The sequence below is a fragment of the Sphingomonas corticis genome (assembly GCF_012035195.1).
GTDB classification, from domain to species: Bacteria; Pseudomonadota; Alphaproteobacteria; order Sphingomonadales; family Sphingomonadaceae; genus Sphingomonas; species Sphingomonas corticis.
Genome location: NZ_JAAVJH010000011.1, coordinates 49,213 through 65,666 on the forward strand (window position 1 = coordinate 49,213; position 16,454 = coordinate 65,666).

Below are 16,454 nucleotides of genomic sequence, written 5' to 3' on the forward strand. Positions count from 1 at the left end.
GCGTGAGGGCGTGAGAGGGAGGGAATGCGCGTGAGACGGTGGGGATGCCTGACGCTGGCCGCGACGCTCGTGCTCGCCTCACCCGCTCCTGCCGACCCCGCTCCTGCCGGCACCGCCCGGGATCGCGCCGCGATCCTGGCGGTGGTGGCGCGGATGGAGCGAGCCTGGAACCGCGGCGACTTCCGCGGCTACATGGCGGGCTTCCGCAATCCCGGAGTCGTCTTCGTCTCGGGCGGCAGGTTCCAGGACGGCTGGCAGGGCACGCTCGACCATTACGTACGCGATTACGGCGCGTCACCGCGGACGCGCGGCACGCTGCGCTTCTACGACATGACGGTCGAGATGCTGGCCGACGACGCGGCGATGCTGGTGGGGCGCTACCATCTCGAACGCCCCGTGCGCGCGGCCGAGGGCGTCAACACGCGGCTGTTCCGGAAGATCGACGGCCGCTGGGTCATCACCCTCAATCACGTCTCCGCCCACGACGTGCCGAGCCGGCCGGCCGCTCCCGTCAGCGCGCCGCCTGCGTCCGCGCCAGCAGTTCGGCCAGGTCCGCCTTCCAATTGACCGCCCAGGTGTGGGTGCCGTGCCCGCGGGTGTCCGCGGACTCCTCGATCAGGCGGAAGCGGGCGTCCCGCATCTGCCGGACCGCGCGCGCGGGATAGTCCAGGTTGCGCGGGTTGATGAAGTCGTCCGCCGAGTTGATCCACACCAGCGGCGCGGTAATCGCGGCGAGCCTGGCCGAGGGGTCGTACGTTCGCGACGCGTCCACCTGATAGATCAGGTCGTTCGCGTCGAGCCGCGCCAGCGCCGCGGCGACGCGGTCCCGCGCGAAGGCGGCCGCGGCATCCCTGTCGGCGTACGTCGCCTGCAGGTTCAGCGGCGCCGCGCCGGCGATGAACAGCGCGGTCTGCGCGGTGCGCAGGCCTTGCAGCGGCTGCTGCCGGTACTCGCCGCCGGCCCAGGCGGGATCAGCCTTGATGCCGTCGATCACGAGTTGCCGCCACATGCGGTTCAGCCCGGCGATCGGCACCGGCTCGCACGCGAGCGGCATCAGCGCGCGCGCGAAATCGGGATGATCCTCGCCCCACATCAGGCTGTGCATGCAGCCCATCGACGTGCCCATGATCAACCGCATCCGGCGGATGCCGAGGCCGTCGTGCAGCAGGCGGTACTGCGCCGCCACCATGTCCGCGTAATCGTAACGCGGGAAGCGCATCCGCAGCCCGTCCGACGGCTTGGACGAGCCGCCGTGCCCGATGCCGTCGGGCAGGATGATCCAGTAGCGACGGATGTCGAGCGGCTGGCCCGGGCCGTAGAGCTCGTCCGCGAACTGGGGCGCGAGGAACTGCCTGCCGCTGCCCCCCGTCCCGTGGAGTACCATCACGGCATTGTCGATCTCGCCGCGCGCGTCGCGGTGCGGCTGGCCGAGCGTGCTGTAGTGGATCCGCAATTCGGGCAACCGCTCGCCGGAGGCGAAGGGGAAGTCCGGGATGACGAAATCCGCCTCGCGCACCGGCCATCGCGTCGCCGGAGCGGCCGGGGGGCTGGCAACGGCGAGCGGAGGAGCGGCGGGCGTCGCGGCTTGAAGCGCGGCGAGGAGCAGGAGGAGCGACATCGCGCCACTCTGCCCGGCCGGATCGGCGGTGCCAAGCGCGCGTGGCCCCCCGTGCAACGAGACGAGGCCGTGCAGCGCTGGAGCTTTGTTCCTCTTGTCCGGCGCCGATCGCGCGCTAGATGCAGGTTATGCCCACACGCGACACCGCACGGGCCTGCGACGCAGGCCTGCCGACCTATGACGTCGTCATTCCCTGCTTCAATCGGGCGGAATCCGTTTCGCGTGCGGTGGAGAGCGTGCTGTCGCAGCGTCCCGCACCCGCGCGGGTGATCCTGGTCGACGACGGATCGAGCGACGATACCGCGGTCGTCGCGCGGGCACTGGAACGCCGGCACGGCAGCGTCGTCTCCCTCCTGCTGCCGCGCAACGCCGGGGCCTCCGCCGCGCGGAACGCCGGGCTCGGGCTCGTGCGGTCCGAGTGGGTGGCCTTCCTCGACAGCGACGATGCCTGGCTGCCCGGTGCGGCGCCCGCCCTGCTGGCGGCGACGGCAGGCTGCGACGTCGTCGTCGGGCACTTCCGGCGCGCCTGGGCCGGCGGGGAGGAAGGGATCGCCGAATGCGGCTGGAGCGGCACCGACATCCTTTCCGCGCTGGCGCTGACGGGCGCGGTCGGGCCGAGCTGGTCCATCATCCGCCGCTCCAGTGCGGTCGCGAGCGGCGGGTTCGACCCGAGCTTCCATAATTGCAACGACTGGGACTTCTATGTCCGCGTGGCGGCGGCAGGCGCCCGCTTCCGCCGGATCGACGATGCCGTCGCGCTATACCACGTGGCCGCGTCGGACCGGCTGAGCCTCGACGAGGCGACCGGGGCCGCCAACGCCGCCCGCGTCCGCGCGCATCCCTCGCTGCGGGATCTCCCGCCGAAGCGGGCGTCCTTCGCGGTGCCGGCGCCGGCCGAGTGCCTGTCGCTCGACTAGTCCCGCAAGGCGCCGGGTCCTTCCACGGCATCGATCCGCAGATCCCAGCAAAGATTGCCGGCGTCGTCCGTCACGACCACGTGCAGCCCCTCGTCGTATACGCCCCCGCGAAGGTCGCGGAGGATGTCGCCGACGAACACCACGGCCATCTGGCGGGCCGCCGCGACGTTCGGGAGGTCGCAGGTGTCCAGTTCCGACCCATGCGGACCGTCGCGGGTCATGAAGTGGAACAACGGCATTCCTGCCCAACCTGCGTTGTCGCAAATGGCTCCGCCAGCGCGAAAGATGGACGCCCGCGACCCGCAGGGAAGCCTGTTCGATCGGACCGGCGCGTGCGGGGCGCGCCGGGGCACCGGGCACGCCCGGCGCCGTCGTTCAGGCGAAATCGCCGAGCTGCTCGGCATCCTCGTCCGGCAAGCCGGAAGCGTCGTCGTCCATCGGCGGCTGCTCCGGATGCGCGACATCGTCGGCCTGGGTGGGTTCGACGCCGTCGAATTCGTCACCGCTCGGGGGTCGGGTCGCCATCATCGTCTCTCCTTTGCGGGCTTCAACGCGCGACCGGCGGCAAAGTCGCCGGGAACGGCCGCGACGCCGGGGCGGTTGATCGCCGGGACGACGGAGTGACAATGATGGCGGAGAAGAAGGGAAAGGGCAGCGCGACCGCGCAGAAGGCCAATGCGAAGGCGGCGAAGGAAGGCGAGAGCAACCCCCGCAAATCCTCCGCCGCGCAGGCCGAACTGGGGAAGAAGGGCGGCCGGAAAGCGGCGAAGAGCTGATCGGCCGAGGCTCCGGAAAGGCGCGCCACGCCCCGCGCGACCGGCAGGGATCAGGCGATCAGCGAGGCCTCGGTATCCTCCAGCGCCTGGCGGATCAGTGCCGCCGCCGCGTCCCGCGCCGCGCCGCCTCTCCCCTCGGCGATGGCCTCGAACAGCACGCGGTGCTGCGGCATGGGATCGCGCGGGTGCCGCTGGCGCTGGTATTTGAAGTAGGTGGTCCAGCGGACGGCCGCCGCGATCGTGGCGGAGAGGCTGACGATCAACTGGTTGTGCGTCGCCTCCAGCAGGACGGCGTGGAATTGCTGGTCGGCGGCCTGCCCGTCCTCGGTCTTCAATCCGCGCTCGACCATCGTCTCCAGCGCATGGCCCATCCGCGACAGCTGCGAGGGCGTGCGCTGCCGCGCCGCCACTTCCGCCGCGCCGGGCTCGACGATCAGCCGCAATTCGAAGAGGTCGCGCACGAAATCCAGGGGAGGGGCGCCCTCGAACACCCAGCGGAGCAATTCGGGATCGAGGAGGTTCCACTCCGCGCGTGCCCGCACCCGCGTCCCGGCCTTGCGCCGGCTCTCGATCAGCCCCTTCGCCGACAGCGTGCGCAGCGCCTCGCGCACCACGCTCCGCGCCACGCCGGTCGAATCGGCGAGCTCCAGCTCGCCCGGCAGGGTGACGCCGGGCGCATAGTCCCCCCTCACGATCGCCGTTCCGATCTGCCGCGCGAGGACCGCGTTCGCCGGCTGGCGACGTTCCCTGTCGGTCAAGCGCGCGATCCCGGCATCGATCGACGCTAGGCGGCGTGGGGCGGCGTGACAATAGCGGGGACCGGGGCAGGGGCCGGCCGCGCTGACGGCCGACACCGGCACCCGCATCGCCGACGAGGCGCGCGGGGATCGCGACCTGCCGCCGAGGGCGAACTTGCGGCGGATCGTCGCCGGGGAGACCCCGGTCGCCCGACCGACGGCGCGCTCTCCCGACGGAAGGTGGTGCAGTCGGTCAGACGAAACTGGAATTTCGGATCATTGCGCTATTCCAGTGCCTCGCCGCCGGCCAGATCGATGTTCCCGCGTCCGCGTCGAAGGCGGTGCGATCAGCCGCAGCGATGGCGCAGGATGCGCCCGTGCGGATCGAGCTCCAGGTTCAACCGGCCGGGGCGATGATCCATCGTTGCCATGTCGCCGGGGGCGAGGAGGCGGATCGTCGCCGGGCCGACCGCCGCCAGCCGGTCCCGGTCGCGCGCGGACAGGACCGTGCCGATCGCCAGAGACGGCGGGGCGCCGCCATCACGGGCGGACACCGCCTGCGCCACTGCCGCCAGGCAGGGTGTCGGCGCGGCGGCCGCGGCCGCAGGCTCGCCGAACGGCGCCGCAGCCTGCAACACCGACGCCGTCACCACCATCGCCTCCGCCGGCCAGGCCATTGGCCGCTCCCTTTCCGCGCGCGATCCCGGCTCGCCCTTCAGGCGTAGACCTGAACGCCGGTCGACATCGCATCGCCCAGCGCATTGTACAGGTAGAAGGCGGTCTGATCCGTCGGTTCCCCCGCGACCGCGATCGTCGCGTCGGCGGGCGCGGCCGCCCGGTCGGCGGACAGGCCGAGACCCGGACCCCACGCCAGCTCGACGACGTGGCCGTCGGCGTAATCCTCCCCCTCGTCCGAGACGAAGTCGTACCACCAGTAGCCGTTCGCCCTGCCTCGCGCCTGCAGCACGGCGCCCCCGGCACCGGTCAGCTCCACCGTGTCGCCACGGGCGCTGTTGTCGAGCAGGACGAGCGCATTGGCCGCGACCGTGATCTGCCCGTTCACGTCGGCGCCGCGCAGCTGCTTGGTGGTGGCGATCCGGTCGCCCAGCCCCCAGTCGATCACGGTGTCGCGGCCGCTCTTGCCCTGCGTGTCGAACGCGAACACGTCGTGCCCGTCCCCACCCGACAGTTCGTCGTTCCCCGCGCCGCCGTTCAGCCAGTCGTCGCCGCGCATGCCGTACAGACGATTGTCCGACGCGTTGCCGATCAGCCGGTCGTCGCCATCACCCGTCACCGCATGTTCGATCGCGGTGCCGGCGGCGATGGTGAAGGCATCGACCCCGCCGAAGCGCGTCGTCGCGCCCGCCGCCAGCGACACCGCCACGTCCGCGCTGACCGCGGCGGCGTTGATCCAGTCGGCACCGCCGGTATCGCGCAGCATCCGGCGATCCTCCTCCCCCGCGATCGCCGCCATGGTGAAGAATTCGTCGGTATAGGTATAGATGTCGCGATCGCTCGCCCGGGCGCCATGGAAGTCGAGCTTGACCGTCTCGATCGTCAGGATCGTCGCGAAGGAGGATTCGGCCTTCAGCGTCCAGGTACCGTTGAGTTCGGCACCGGAGAAGTTGCGGAAGCCGAAGGTGTAGGACTGCGTTTCCAGCGACGAACCGCTGCCGGGAACCACCGGCAGCAGGTCGAAGAATGCCTCCGTCCCGTCCGGCGCCTCGAGCGCGATCTTGACCGGCGAATTGATCGAGAACGGAAAGGGCGTGGTGCCGAACTGGAGAATGGCCTTGTAGCTGATCGTCATGTCGACCTGCTCCACGTCCATCTGCGCGCCGGAGACCGTGAAGTCGTAGCTGGCCGGCGTTCCCGTGAACCGCGTGTAGGAATCCTCTCGAACCACATTCTGCTGAGGGACCGGCGCGAGGTTCGCGGTGAACGTGTCGGACGCGAAGCTGACTTCGTTGGCCGACGTCTGCGCCGCGCCGAACAGCGACCAGACCTCCGCCATGCGCACCGCAGCCCGCGCATCGATCGCGCCATAGCCGTAATCGGGTGAATAATGGCGCCCGCCGCCGTTCCAGTCGGTCCCGCTGCCCACGATCGAGAACCAGCCCTCGTTCATGCGCGCCTGCGCGGTGGCGCCGGTGGCATCGGTATAGGTGAGCAATCGCGTGCGATCCTCGAACGCGACCGGCATGGTGGCGGACGAGGCGACGATGGTCTGCACGTCGCGCCAGCCCAGCGCCCCGTTCGCCTCCAGCATCAGCGCCACGACGCCGCTGACGATAGGCGTCGCCGCGGACGTGCCGCCGAACTGGTCGGTATAGTCGGTGTCGCCGCCGGGCGCGGCCTCGAGATTGTATCCCTCGCGCCAGGTGAGGTCGGTGGTGGCCACACCGGTGCCCCCGATGATCGCGAGATCGTTCGAGGGAGCGGAGATCAGCAGCGCCGGCCCGCGGGAGGAATAGTTGGATGCCAGCCCGTCGACCTGCCGATAGGCGCCGACCGCGATGACGTGCCGGTCGGTATGGCTGCCGTCGCCCTGGAAGTCGATCGAACTGTTGCCTGCCGCCGCCACGTTGATCGTGCCCAGCCCGCCCCGGCCGTTCACCGCGGAATAGGCGAACGCCCGTGCCACGTCATACGCCTCCGTGCCCGCGACGGTGCGGGAGTCTGACGACAGATAGCCCGGCAGCGTCCGGCCCCAGCTATGATTGGCGATGTCGAATCTGGCGGCCTGCCGCATCGCCTCGACAAAGGCGGTGCGGTCGGTCGCGTTGACATAGATGCCGGGGTTCAGCCCGCCCCCGGAATAGGGGTCGAAGATGTTGATCCCCGTCACCGTCGCATCATAGGCGACGCCCACCGCGCCGATGCCGTTGCGCGACGCCGCGATCAGGCCCGCGACCGAGGTGCCGTGCCCGCCCGACAGGGGGCGGAAATCGCCGTCGAAGGTCTTGCCACCGATCACCACGTGCAGGCCGGCGTCGTAATTGGCCGCCAGATCCTCGTGGCCATATTCCACGCCGCTGTCGTAGACGCCGACCTTGACGCCCTTGCCCGTGTAATCCCGCCAGATCGCATCCATGTCGCCCAGCTTGGCGAGGTGCCATTGCTCGGCGGCGAACGGATCGGTGATGCTGGCGGGCGCCGGGTACGTCGCGGCCGGGGCGGCGCGCGCCGCATCGCGGGCCAGCGTTTCGGGGCCCCAGGTCGTGTAGCGCGAGGTCGTGTCGGCAGTCGCCTGCGTGACCGCCCGGCCCATCGAGTCGAGCGGAACGTCGGCATCGACGACGGCGCCCAGCGCAGCCAGGCCGGGCGCGTCGGTGATCGCCGCCGGCCGCGCCGGCGTCGGGGCGACCGCCCCGTCCTCCGCCTCGTCCGCTTTCTCGATCGCGCCGTGCGGTGCGGGCACGATCCGCATCACCGCGTCGTGATCCACCGCATTGCCCGACACCCAGGCGTAGCGGTTGAACCCCGTTCCGCTGCCCAGCGACCTCAGCACCGCGCCGGCCTGACCGACCAGTTCGATCGAGTTGCCGGTCGCCCCCAGCAGCAGCAGGCCGTCCGGGCCCACGGTGATGGTGCCGTTGCCATCCACGCCGGACAGGGCGGTGGTCGTCTCGATCAGGTCGCCCGCTTCCCAGTCCAGCACCCGGTCCTGCCCGGACGTGCCGGTGAAGCGGAAGATGTCGACGCCCCGCCCGCCGGCCAGCGTGTCGTTGCCCGCGCCGCCGTTCAGCGTGTCGTTGCCGCGCATCCCGTAGAGGATGTTCGCGCCGGCGGTGCCCGTCAGCACGTCGTTGCCGTCGCCGGTCACGGCATTCTCGATTGGGGCCGCGCGCGCGATCGTGAAGGCGGCGACGCCGCCGAACGTGGTGCGCGTTCCCGCGACCAGCGAGAGGTTGACGTTCGAGGTGACGGCGGCGGCGTTGATCCAGTCGGTGCCGCCGTCCGTGTCGGTCAGGATGCGGCGACCGCCCCGGGGGTCGACCCGCACCATGGTGAGATATTCGTCGGTATAGGTGTGGACGTCGTCGGCGTCGGGCGCGCTGCCGTAGAGGTCGAGCTTGGCGCTCACGATGTCGGTGATCATGTTCGGACCGGCATTCTCGAACTGCAGCGTCCACGTGCCTTCCGACCGGACGCCCCGAAGGTTGGCCAGGCCGAAGGTGAAGCTCTGCTCGCCTGACGTGGCCACCACCGCCGCCAGGTTGGTGTCCACGAACGAAACGGTGCCGTCGGGCGCGATCAATTTGATCTTGGTGCCCCACAGGGCGGTGGGCCGACCGACGAAGCTGTTCAGGTAATTGATCGTCAGGTCGGCGTGTTCGACATCGACGGTCCCGTCGACCTCGAACGTATATTCGGTCGGCTCGCCCACGAAATCGTCGCCGTAGAACGAGGTGTCGATCAGGTTGTTGGCCGATCGCAGCCCCACGGCCATGGTGCCCGTGGTGGCGCCGGACTCGTTGGCGGACGTCCTGGCGGGGCCGAACAGCGAGGCGACCTCCGCCATGCGGACCGCGGCATGGGCGTTGACCGCACCATAGCCGTAATCGCTGGAATAATGGTGGCCGCCGCCGTTCCAGTTCGCCCCCGAAGCGCCGGCGACGGAGAAGTAGCTCTCGTTGGCCCTGACCTGCGACGTCGCGCCGTTCGCCAGCGTCACCGGCACGGTGCCGTTGCGGTCGTTCCAGTCGATCGGCAGCGATGCGGAGGCGGCCAGGATGCCGGACACGTCGCGCCAGCCCAGTCCCGCGTTCGCCTCCAGCATCAGCGCCACCACGGCGGCGGTGGTGGAGGCCGCGGCGGCCGTACCGGTCACCAGGTTCGTGACGTCCTGGTCGCCGCCCGGATCAAGGCGAAGGTTGCTGCCGAAACGGCCCAGAAGGTCCGTCGCGATCAGGCTGCTGCCGTTCGGATCGCCCGACGGCGCGGAAACCAGCAGGCTTGCGCCGCGGCCGCTGGTCGTGGTGGCATACCCTTCTTCCTGCCGATAGGCACCGACGGTGATCGTGTGGCGCGAGGTGAAGGCGCTGTCCGCCTGCGCGTCCTGGCGCGTGTTGCCGGCGCCGTTCAGGCTGATCGTGCCCAAGCCGCCGCGACCGGTCTGCGCCGCGTCCTCGAACGCCGCGGCGAAGCGCGCGGCGTCGGTGCCGGCGACGCCGCGCGACGACGCGCCGGCGAAATCGGGTGTCGTGCGCCCCCATCCGTCGACGGCGACGTCCATCGTGTTGCGCTGCTGAAGCGCCCGCGCGAACAGTTGGCGACCGGGCACGTTGATCCAGATGCCCGGATCGAGGCCCTCGCCCGAATAGGGATCGAGGATGTTCACGCCCGTGATCGTCGCGCCATAGGCGACGCCGACCGTCCCGGCGCCGTTGTTCTCGGCCGCGATCAGGCCGGCCAGCGAGGTGCCGCGCCCGCCCGACGCCGGGCGATAGTCGCCGTCAAAGGTCTTGCCGGCGATCGTGACGTGCAGGCCGGTGTCGTAGTTCGCGTCCAGGTCCCAGTGCGAATATTGCACGCCGCTGTCGTAGATGCCGACCTTGACGCCCCGGCCGCTATACTCGGCCCAGACCGCCCCGATATTGCCCAGCTTGCCGAGATGCCATTGTCCGCTCGCCAGCTCGGCAGACAGGACGGGGGGGGCGGACGACGCCGGCGCATCGGCGTGACTCATCGTTGCTGCGGCGTCACCGGACATGAATTCCCCCGTTTTCTGGTGTACGCGGCACTAATCCATCCCTCCCACGGTCAGTCAACGCGAAATCGTTAACATACCGGAGTCAGGGGGAATTGAGGTGTTGGTCGCGATCTGGTCCACGGTTTCGCAGGAGAATCGTACCAGACAATTGTTCCGGCCAGCCGGAGAGCAGATGTGGCGGCGTAACGATTTGTCGATAAACATGCCGATATTGCGTGGCAGGTCACTGATTACCAAGCAGAACTTGGCGATGTCGGGCGGACGGCGGTTTGTGCGGCTCGCGCGACCGGCCGATCTGCCCGTGGATCCCGGTGCCACGGCATTCGTCGTCCCGGCGGCTGGCGGGCCGGTCGTCGGCTACCGTGGCGATGACGTCGGCAACATCGGACTGCGGGTCGACGCCGCGGAGCGGCGATGCCGCTGTGACCAGGGTGCCCGATCTTGACCGGAAGCGGTGCCCCACAAAGGACAAAGCTGGGCACTCAGATCATCGGAGAATATCGATTCCGCGCCGAACGCCCGCGACAGGACATGACCTATACTTCGGAGTTTTGAGTTTCGTCCTCCAAGAGCAGGGGAGGGTAGACGATCGGCTTCTCTCCGAAATGCCGCCGCAGTGCACGCTCCCGGCGTTCGATCACATCTTCCTGGAAATCGATTTCGTCCGGATAGAAATACGCCACCTCGAATGGACCGTCGTGCAGCACATATTCCAGTTCCGACCACCGATCCCGCTCGTCCTGCGCTTCCCACAATTCGAGAAGCGCGTAGGTCAATCGCTCGTTTGCGGGCCATCGATAGAGCAACTGATTGCCGAGTTCCTTGAAGATCGACTCGCCAATCATATTATGATCGAGTTGCGCATAGAGCAGCGTGGGTTCCGACGGATAGTCGCTGTCCTCCATCAGTAATCGACCGATCTCGTTCAGCAGACGCTCCGATTCAGTTTCCGCCACGGCGCTTCTCCGGTTGTTCGTTGGCAAATCCTAGGCTCTTTGTCTTGCCATCGTCGCTCGCCCGACGTTCTGGGCCGCCCGCCTGCGCTTGCGACGCGCGAGAACGGATCGGAACATCGGTAACCGTCAGCGCACCAGAAACACGCCGCGTCCGCTCGCGTGCGTCGATTTGGTAGATATAGCCGTTGCGCACGACCGTGCGGAATTGTTCGCTGGACGCGCTTGCGGGTCGCGCGGCTGCTCTGTTCGTCTCGGAAGCGCGATCCGAAGACGCAACGGCAGTTGCCGAACCTGGTGAATTCTCCGGACGACGGTTCGGATCGGGTGATACCCACGTTCCTGACGCTCCCGCTCCACCGAAGCTGCCGCCGCCTCCCGAAAAACCGCCACCAGTCCCTGCGCGTTGGGTGGACGGTTTGTGAGCCGCGACATGATTGCCTTGGGAGGCGCGGGTCCGTTCTTTGGAAATGGCGCGGTTCGCCGAAATTTGCGATCTTGGTCGGGAGGACCGGGTTGGCCAATCTCCCGAACCGGTCGCGCCGCCACCGCCACCCCTGCCGCCTCCGCCACCAGGAAACCCACCGCCGCCCCACTGGCTATAATGCCGTCCGGCACCGACGAAGGTGAACCGTCCGGTTTCTGGATCATGCCAGGGATTGAACTTGAGCTCGATCCCTTCCGCATTTCTCAAGGAGGGCAACCTGCCGGTCCGCAGCCATATTGAAAAGGCGCGCCGTCGCTCGGTATATCGATCATGATGCCCCGCTATACACGCGGCAAGAACATCTGAGCAACATTTTCCAGCATGTCAAGCCGAAGTCGGCCGCCATCTTGCTCGGCACCGCGATGAGGTGTCCATTTTCGTCCTCTACGAGGTGCATTTTCGGGAGAATGGTGCCCCACAGAGGACAAAGATGGGCGCTCAGATCACTGGGAAATTTCCATGCTTCGCTGAACGATCGGCCAGGTCGCGACCTAAAGGTCGTAGTCCGGCGCGTCGTCCTCGGGGGGCCAGGGCGGATACACGATCGGCTTCTCGCCGAAGTGTCGCCGAACCGCCCGTGCGCGCCGCTCCACAACATCCTCTTCGGCATCGATCTCATCGGGATAGATATAGGCGACTTCGAACTTACCGTCGCGAAGCACATATTCCATCTCTGACCACCGATCGCCGCCGCCTTGCGCTTCCCACAGGTCGAGCAGCGCATACGGCAACCCCTCGATCACCGGCCGCCGATACAGGATCTGGTTGCCGAGTTCCTTGAAGATCGATTCGCCGACCATGTTCCGATCGAGCTGGGCGTAGAGCAGCGTCGGTTCGACCGGATACTCACGATCCTCCATCAGCAATTGGCCGATCTCGTTCAGCAGCTTCTCGGCTTCATCGTCCGCCACGGCTTTTCTCCGATCGTTCGTTGGGGAATTTCAGACTCTTCTCGTCGCCATCGACCGTCCACCACACGTCGATCGCCGATGGTCGCACGGACTCGTCCTCGAACCGCGGCACGATCCTGACCGTGACAGTCTTTCCGCCTCGCTTCTCTCTCGCCCACTCATCCTCGAGCACGCGATAGCCGCCCCGATTGAAGTTGGCATCCTGCGCAAAGTGGTTGAACGCCTCGGTCGGTCCATTGAAGCGCGCCGCGATGTAGTGGCCGCCATCGTCGCTCGCCCGACGTTCTGCGCCGCCCGCCTGCACTTGCGAAGCGCGAGAACGGATCGGAACATCGGTAACCGTCAGCGCACCAGAAACGCGCCGCGTCCGCTCGCGCGCGTCGATTTGGTAGGTATAGCCGTTGCGCACGACCGTGCGGAATTGTTCGCTGGACGCGCTTGCGGGTCGGGTGACAGTTCTGTTCGTCTCGGAAGCGCGATCTGAAGACGCAACAGCGGTTGCCGAACCTGGTGAGTTCTTCGGACGACGGTTTGGATCGGGTGATCCCCATGTTCCCGACGCGCCCGCTCCACCGAAGCTACCGCCGCCTCCCGAAAAACCGCCACCAGTCCCTGCGCGTTGGGTGAACGGTTTGTGAGCCGCGACATGATTGCCTTGGGAGGCGCGGGTCCGTTCTTTGGAAATGGCGCGGTTTGCCGACTCTTGCGATCTTGGCCGGGATGACCGGGCCGGCCAGTCTCCTGAACCGGTCGCGCCGCCACCGCCACCCTTGCCGCCTCCGCCACCAGAAAATCCACCGCCGCCCCACTGGCTATAATGCCGTCCGGCACCGACGAAGGTGAAACGCCCGGTTTCTGGATCATGCCAGGGATTGAACTTGAGCTCGACTCCCTCCGCATTTCTCAAGGAGGGCAACCTGCCGGTCCGCAGTCATATCGAAAAGGCGCGCCGTCGCTCGTTATCCGATATATCAATCATGATGCCCCGCTATCCACGCGGCAAGAACATATGAGCAACATTCTACAACATGTCAAGCCAAAGTTGGCCGCCATCTTGCTCGGCACCGCGAGGCTGTGTCGATTTTCGTCCCCAATGGGCTGCGATTTCCTGAGTATGGTGCCCCACAGGAGACAAAGCTGGGCACTCTAATCATTGGAGAATTTCGATCTCGCGCCAAACGCCCAACATGATGTGACCTACAAGCCATAGCTCTGAAGTTCGTCGTCCGTGGGTAAGGGTGGGTAGACAATCGGCTTCTCTCCGAAATGTCGCCGCAGCGCACGCTCGCGGCGCTCGATCACGTTTTCCTGCGGATCGATCTCGTCCGGGTAAAAGTAGGCCACTTCGAATTGGCCGTCGCGAAGCACATATTCCAGTTCCGACCATCGGTCCTGTCCGTCCTGCGCCTCCCACAATTCGAGGAGTGCGTCGGGAAGGCGTTCGTTCACCGGCCACCTGAAAAGGAGCTGATTGCCAAGCTCCTTTACGATCGATTCGCCGATCATATTATTATCGAGTTGAGCGTAGAGCAGCGTGGGTTCCAAAGGATATTCGCTGTCCTCCATCAACAATCCGCCGATCTCAACCAGCAGCTTCTCCGATTCAGTTTCCGCCACGGCGCTTCTCCGATCGTTCATTGGGAAATTGCAGGCTGTTGATTTTGCCATCGACCGTCCACCACACATTGATCGTCGATGGTCGCACAGAACCGCCGTTGAATTGCGGAACGACCTTCACTGTAACCGCCCGTCCGGCACGCTTGTCGCGCGCCCACTCATCCTCGAGCAGGCGATAACCGCCCCGGTTGAAGTTGGCATCCTGCGCGAAATGGTTGAACGCCTCGGTCGGACCGTTGAAGCGCGCCGCAATGTAATGGCCACCGTCGTCGCTCTTGCGGCGCTCTGCTCCACCAGCGTGTCGCTGTGACGTACGAGACCGCGATGGGGCGTCGGCAACCGTCAACGTGCCGGATACTCTCCGCGTCCGCTCTCGCGCGTCTATCTGATACGTATAGCCGTTGCGAACGACCGTACGGAATCGCTCGCTTTGTGCGCTGGCAGATCGTGGCGATGCCGTGTTCGTCGCGCCGGAACGATCCGAAAACCCGATGGCAGTCGCCGAACCGCGTGAAACCGGCCGACGTGTCGCCTCGGGGGACCCCCACGTGCCGGATGCTCCCGCCCCACCAAAGCTACCACCGCCACCTCCCGTGAACCCACCACCGGTCCATGTGTCTCGAGCGGACGGCTGCGAAGGGGCCGGCCGCTTGCTCGGAGAAGCAGTCCGCATCGAGCTTCTTGAAGTCGTGTGCTTTGCCGAATTCTGCGATTTTGGTCTCAATGGTCGAACCGGCCAATCCCCTGATTCGGTCGCACCGCCACCCCCGCCGTTCCCGCCGCCACCGCCGGAAAAACCACCGCCGCCCCACTGACCGTAATGCCGCCCAGCACCGGCGAAGGTGAACCGTCCCGTTTGAGTGTCATGCCACGGATTGAATATAAGCTCTATCCCATCAGCACTTCTGACCGATGGCAGCCTACCGGTCCGCAGCCATATCGAGAAGGCGCGTCGCCGTTCGTCGTCTGATATGTCGATCATGCTGCTGCCCCGCTATCTACGCGGCGAGAACATCTGAGCAACATTCTCCAACATGTCAAGCGGGAGCCCCCCGGGCAGGGAGTAGCTCGGCACCTGGGCGGTGCCCAGTTTTGTCCGGTACGAGGCTCGCTTTCACGAGTATGGTGCCGCTTACAGGACTCGAACCTGTGACCCCCGCATTACGAATGCGATGCTCTACCAGCTGAGCTAAAGCGGCCTGGTCGTCCACGCCATGGGCGCGTCGTGGGGCGGGCGCTTAACAGGGCGGGCGGGGGCTGGCAAGCGGGTCGGGGGACAATCGCGCGTTAACAGCGTCTTTACCATGCCGGGCGCACACGGACCGTCGCAACCCGCGCCACGCACGGCGCCACGACGGGACAGCAGACGATGGATAGCGCGCACGGCTACGACCAGATGGGCGACGATCGCCGCCACGACGACGATCCGACCGAGGGCGGCGTCGGCGAGGCCGAGATGGCGATCGTCGACGAGCGGCGGATGCACGTGCGCGCGTACAACCATTGGGTGTCGCTGCTGGGCGAGCGGCCGTTCCCCGCCATCGCCGACCTCGATCCGGCCAGCATCGCCGATTTCGGGCCGCACAGCGTGCTGCTCGACTTCACGGAGAGCCTGGAGAACCCGGCGATCCAGTTCCTCGGCCGCGCGCTGCGCGAGGAATGCGGCATGGGCGATCCGGATGCGTCGCGCATCGCCGACGTGCCCGCGCGCTCGCTGCTGTCGCGGCTGACCGACCATTACCTGCAGATCATCGCCAATCGCGCGCCGATCGGGTTCGAGGCGGAGTTCGTCGGCACCCGCGGGCTGCCCACGCTGTACCGCGGCATCCTGATGCCCTTCTCCTCCGACGCGGAGACGATCGACTATATCTACGGCGTCATCAACTGGAAGGAGCTGGTCGCGCCCGAGGAGGAAGCCGCCATCGCCGCCGAGCTGGTCGCCGCGCGCGCGCCGCAGCGGCCGGACGCCGCGCTCGCCTGGGCCGACGGGCCGGGGGCGGGAACGCCCGCCGGGGCGGGGCTGGCGCCCGATCATGGGGGCACCGAGCACGGAAGCGTCGATCAGGGCGGCGCCTCGCTGGAGGACCGGCTGGCCGCCGCGCGCGCCAGCGCCGCCGCGGCGCGGGCCGCCGACACGCGCAGCCACGCCGCGCTCTATCGCGCGCTAGGCCGCGCGCACGATTTCGCGCTGGCCGCGCAGCAGGCTCCCGCCGGGCTGGAGGCGCTGCTGGCCGACGCCGGCATCGTCGCGCAGGCGCGCGCGCCGCTGACCGCGGTGGCCAAGCTCGTCTTCGGCGCCGACCACGACAAGACCCGGCTGACCGAGATCGCGACCGTGCTGGCGCACGCGCGCCGCCACGCCGTGCCCGAGGGCGGCCTGCCGCGCGTGCTGGAGGCGACGCCCGGCGGCATCAAGGCGATCGTCGCGGACGAGCGCGCCGCGCGACGCCCGGTGAAGCCGCGCGCAGAGCCCGCGCCGCTGGCCAGGCGGACGACACTGGCCACCGTGCCGCTGGCCACCGGCGCGGCGGAGGGCGAGGCGGTGGTGCTGCTGGGCCGCGCCGCGGCGGACGGGACGATCGAGGTGGTCGGCGCGATCGCCGACGCGCGGCTGGCCGGCACGCTGATGAAGCGCATCGGCTGAACCGGGGATACGGGGAACGAGGGGGGGGGACCCGGAGCGGGGGTTGAGCAAAGCCGGCCGCGGGCGCATAGCGCGCGC

General features: G+C 67.8%; 18 protein-coding genes and 1 tRNA gene. 6 read left to right on the forward strand and 13 right to left on the reverse strand.

The genetic code is table 11. The features are described 5' to 3' along the window. The first annotated feature begins 30 nt into the window (after positions 1-30). Entirely contained in the window at positions 31-567 is a 537-nt protein-coding gene (locus tag HBH26_RS15290; RefSeq protein ID WP_420824993.1) for a YybH family protein, read from the forward strand. Here HBH26_RS15290 and HBH26_RS15295 read toward each other — a convergent pair. Continuing rightward, positions 512-1,618 carry an alpha/beta fold hydrolase gene (locus HBH26_RS15295; RefSeq protein ID WP_168135508.1) on the reverse strand — a complete coding sequence of 369 codons (1,107 nt, stop codon included), beginning with the start codon at positions 1,616-1,618 and terminating at the stop codon, positions 512-514. The two genes, HBH26_RS15290 and HBH26_RS15295, sit on opposite strands and share 56 nt — an antisense overlap. Before the next feature lie 119 nt (positions 1,619-1,737). On the opposite strand from HBH26_RS15295, the gene HBH26_RS15300 reads away from it, so the two are divergent. Further along, positions 1,738-2,535 (forward strand): glycosyltransferase family 2 protein, encoded by a 798-nt coding sequence (locus HBH26_RS15300; RefSeq protein WP_239024842.1) that lies wholly within the window; start codon positions 1,738-1,740, stop codon positions 2,533-2,535. On the opposite strand, the gene HBH26_RS15305 is transcribed toward HBH26_RS15300, so the two are convergent. Next, positions 2,532-2,768 carry a DUF6894 family protein gene (locus HBH26_RS15305; RefSeq protein WP_168135509.1) on the reverse strand — a complete coding sequence of 79 codons (237 nt, stop codon included), beginning with the start codon at positions 2,766-2,768 and terminating at the stop codon, positions 2,532-2,534. The genes HBH26_RS15300 and HBH26_RS15305 overlap by 4 nt on opposite strands. Between HBH26_RS15305 and HBH26_RS15310 the strand changes: the two genes are divergently transcribed. After that, positions 2,755-3,159 (forward strand): hypothetical protein, encoded by a 405-nt coding sequence (locus HBH26_RS15310; protein ID WP_168135510.1) that lies wholly within the window; start codon positions 2,755-2,757, stop codon positions 3,157-3,159. The two genes, HBH26_RS15305 and HBH26_RS15310, sit on opposite strands and share 14 nt — an antisense overlap. A 2-nt stretch (positions 3,160-3,161) precedes the next feature. Beyond that, positions 3,162-3,311, forward strand: coding sequence for a hypothetical protein (locus HBH26_RS15315; protein WP_168135468.1), 150 nt, complete (start codon positions 3,162-3,164; stop codon positions 3,309-3,311). Between the two features lie 50 nt (positions 3,312-3,361). Here HBH26_RS15315 and HBH26_RS15320 read toward each other — a convergent pair whose 3' ends face one another. The 3 genes from HBH26_RS15320 to HBH26_RS15330 all read right to left on the reverse strand — a co-directional run bounded on the left by HBH26_RS15320 (position 3,362) and on the right by HBH26_RS15330 (position 9,740). After that, positions 3,362-4,069 (reverse strand): FadR/GntR family transcriptional regulator, encoded by a 708-nt coding sequence (locus HBH26_RS15320; RefSeq protein WP_168135511.1) that lies wholly within the window; start codon positions 4,067-4,069, stop codon positions 3,362-3,364. A gap of 326 nt (positions 4,070-4,395) precedes the next feature. Further along, complete coding sequence (locus HBH26_RS15325; RefSeq protein ID WP_209308607.1) at positions 4,396-4,725, reverse strand: I78 family peptidase inhibitor; 330 nt, start codon at positions 4,723-4,725, stop codon at positions 4,396-4,398. Positions 4,726-4,763: 38 nt separating this feature from the next. After that, the gene (locus tag HBH26_RS15330; RefSeq protein ID WP_168135512.1) at positions 4,764-9,740 is read right to left on the reverse strand and encodes a S8 family serine peptidase; all 4,977 of its coding nucleotides are present in this window, start codon (positions 9,738-9,740) and stop codon (positions 4,764-4,766) included. A gap of 121 nt (positions 9,741-9,861) precedes the next feature. On the opposite strand from HBH26_RS15330, the gene HBH26_RS15335 reads away from it, so the two are divergent. Then, positions 9,862-10,209, forward strand: a complete 348-nt coding sequence (locus tag HBH26_RS15335) for a hypothetical protein (protein ID WP_168135513.1) — start codon at positions 9,862-9,864, stop codon at positions 10,207-10,209. Between the two features lie 91 nt (positions 10,210-10,300). On the opposite strand, the gene HBH26_RS15340 is transcribed toward HBH26_RS15335, so the two are convergent. From HBH26_RS15340 to HBH26_RS15375, 8 genes are all read right to left on the reverse strand, one after another. Next, a complete protein-coding gene (locus HBH26_RS15340; protein WP_338057416.1) occupies positions 10,301-10,720 on the reverse strand; it encodes a hypothetical protein in 420 nt (139 codons plus the stop codon). Then, positions 10,707-10,913 (reverse strand): hypothetical protein, encoded by a 207-nt coding sequence (locus HBH26_RS15345; RefSeq protein WP_168135514.1) that lies wholly within the window; start codon positions 10,911-10,913, stop codon positions 10,707-10,709. The genes HBH26_RS15340 and HBH26_RS15345 overlap by 14 nt, the downstream gene beginning before the upstream one ends. A gap of 782 nt (positions 10,914-11,695) precedes the next feature. Continuing rightward, entirely contained in the window at positions 11,696-12,115 is a 420-nt protein-coding gene (locus HBH26_RS15350) for a hypothetical protein (protein ID WP_338057417.1), read from the reverse strand. Further along, positions 12,102-12,524, reverse strand: coding sequence for a DNA/RNA non-specific endonuclease (locus tag HBH26_RS21230; RefSeq protein ID WP_168135515.1), 423 nt, complete (start codon positions 12,522-12,524; stop codon positions 12,102-12,104). Before HBH26_RS21230 ends, HBH26_RS15350 begins: the two co-directional genes overlap by 14 nt. 788 nt (positions 12,525-13,312) lie before the next feature. Continuing rightward, positions 13,313-13,732, reverse strand: a complete 420-nt coding sequence (locus HBH26_RS15360; RefSeq protein ID WP_338057418.1) for a hypothetical protein — start codon at positions 13,730-13,732, stop codon at positions 13,313-13,315. Further along, positions 13,719-14,405: a DNA/RNA non-specific endonuclease gene (locus HBH26_RS21075; RefSeq protein ID WP_275402976.1), complete on the reverse strand. Its 687-nt coding sequence runs from the start codon at positions 14,403-14,405 to the stop codon at positions 13,719-13,721. Before HBH26_RS21075 ends, HBH26_RS15360 begins: the two co-directional genes overlap by 14 nt. A gap of 47 nt (positions 14,406-14,452) precedes the next feature. Continuing rightward, positions 14,453-14,599 (reverse strand): hypothetical protein, encoded by a 147-nt coding sequence (locus HBH26_RS15370; protein WP_168135517.1) that lies wholly within the window; start codon positions 14,597-14,599, stop codon positions 14,453-14,455. 256 nt (positions 14,600-14,855) lie between these two features. Continuing rightward, positions 14,856-14,931: transfer RNA gene (locus tag HBH26_RS15375), tRNA-Thr, on the reverse strand. A 170-nt stretch (positions 14,932-15,101) separates the two neighbouring features. On the opposite strand from HBH26_RS15375, the gene HBH26_RS15380 reads away from it, so the two are divergent. After that, the gene (locus HBH26_RS15380) at positions 15,102-16,376 is read left to right on the forward strand and encodes a PAS domain-containing protein (protein WP_168135518.1); all 1,275 of its coding nucleotides are present in this window, start codon (positions 15,102-15,104) and stop codon (positions 16,374-16,376) included. Positions 16,377-16,454: the final 78 nt, after the last annotated feature.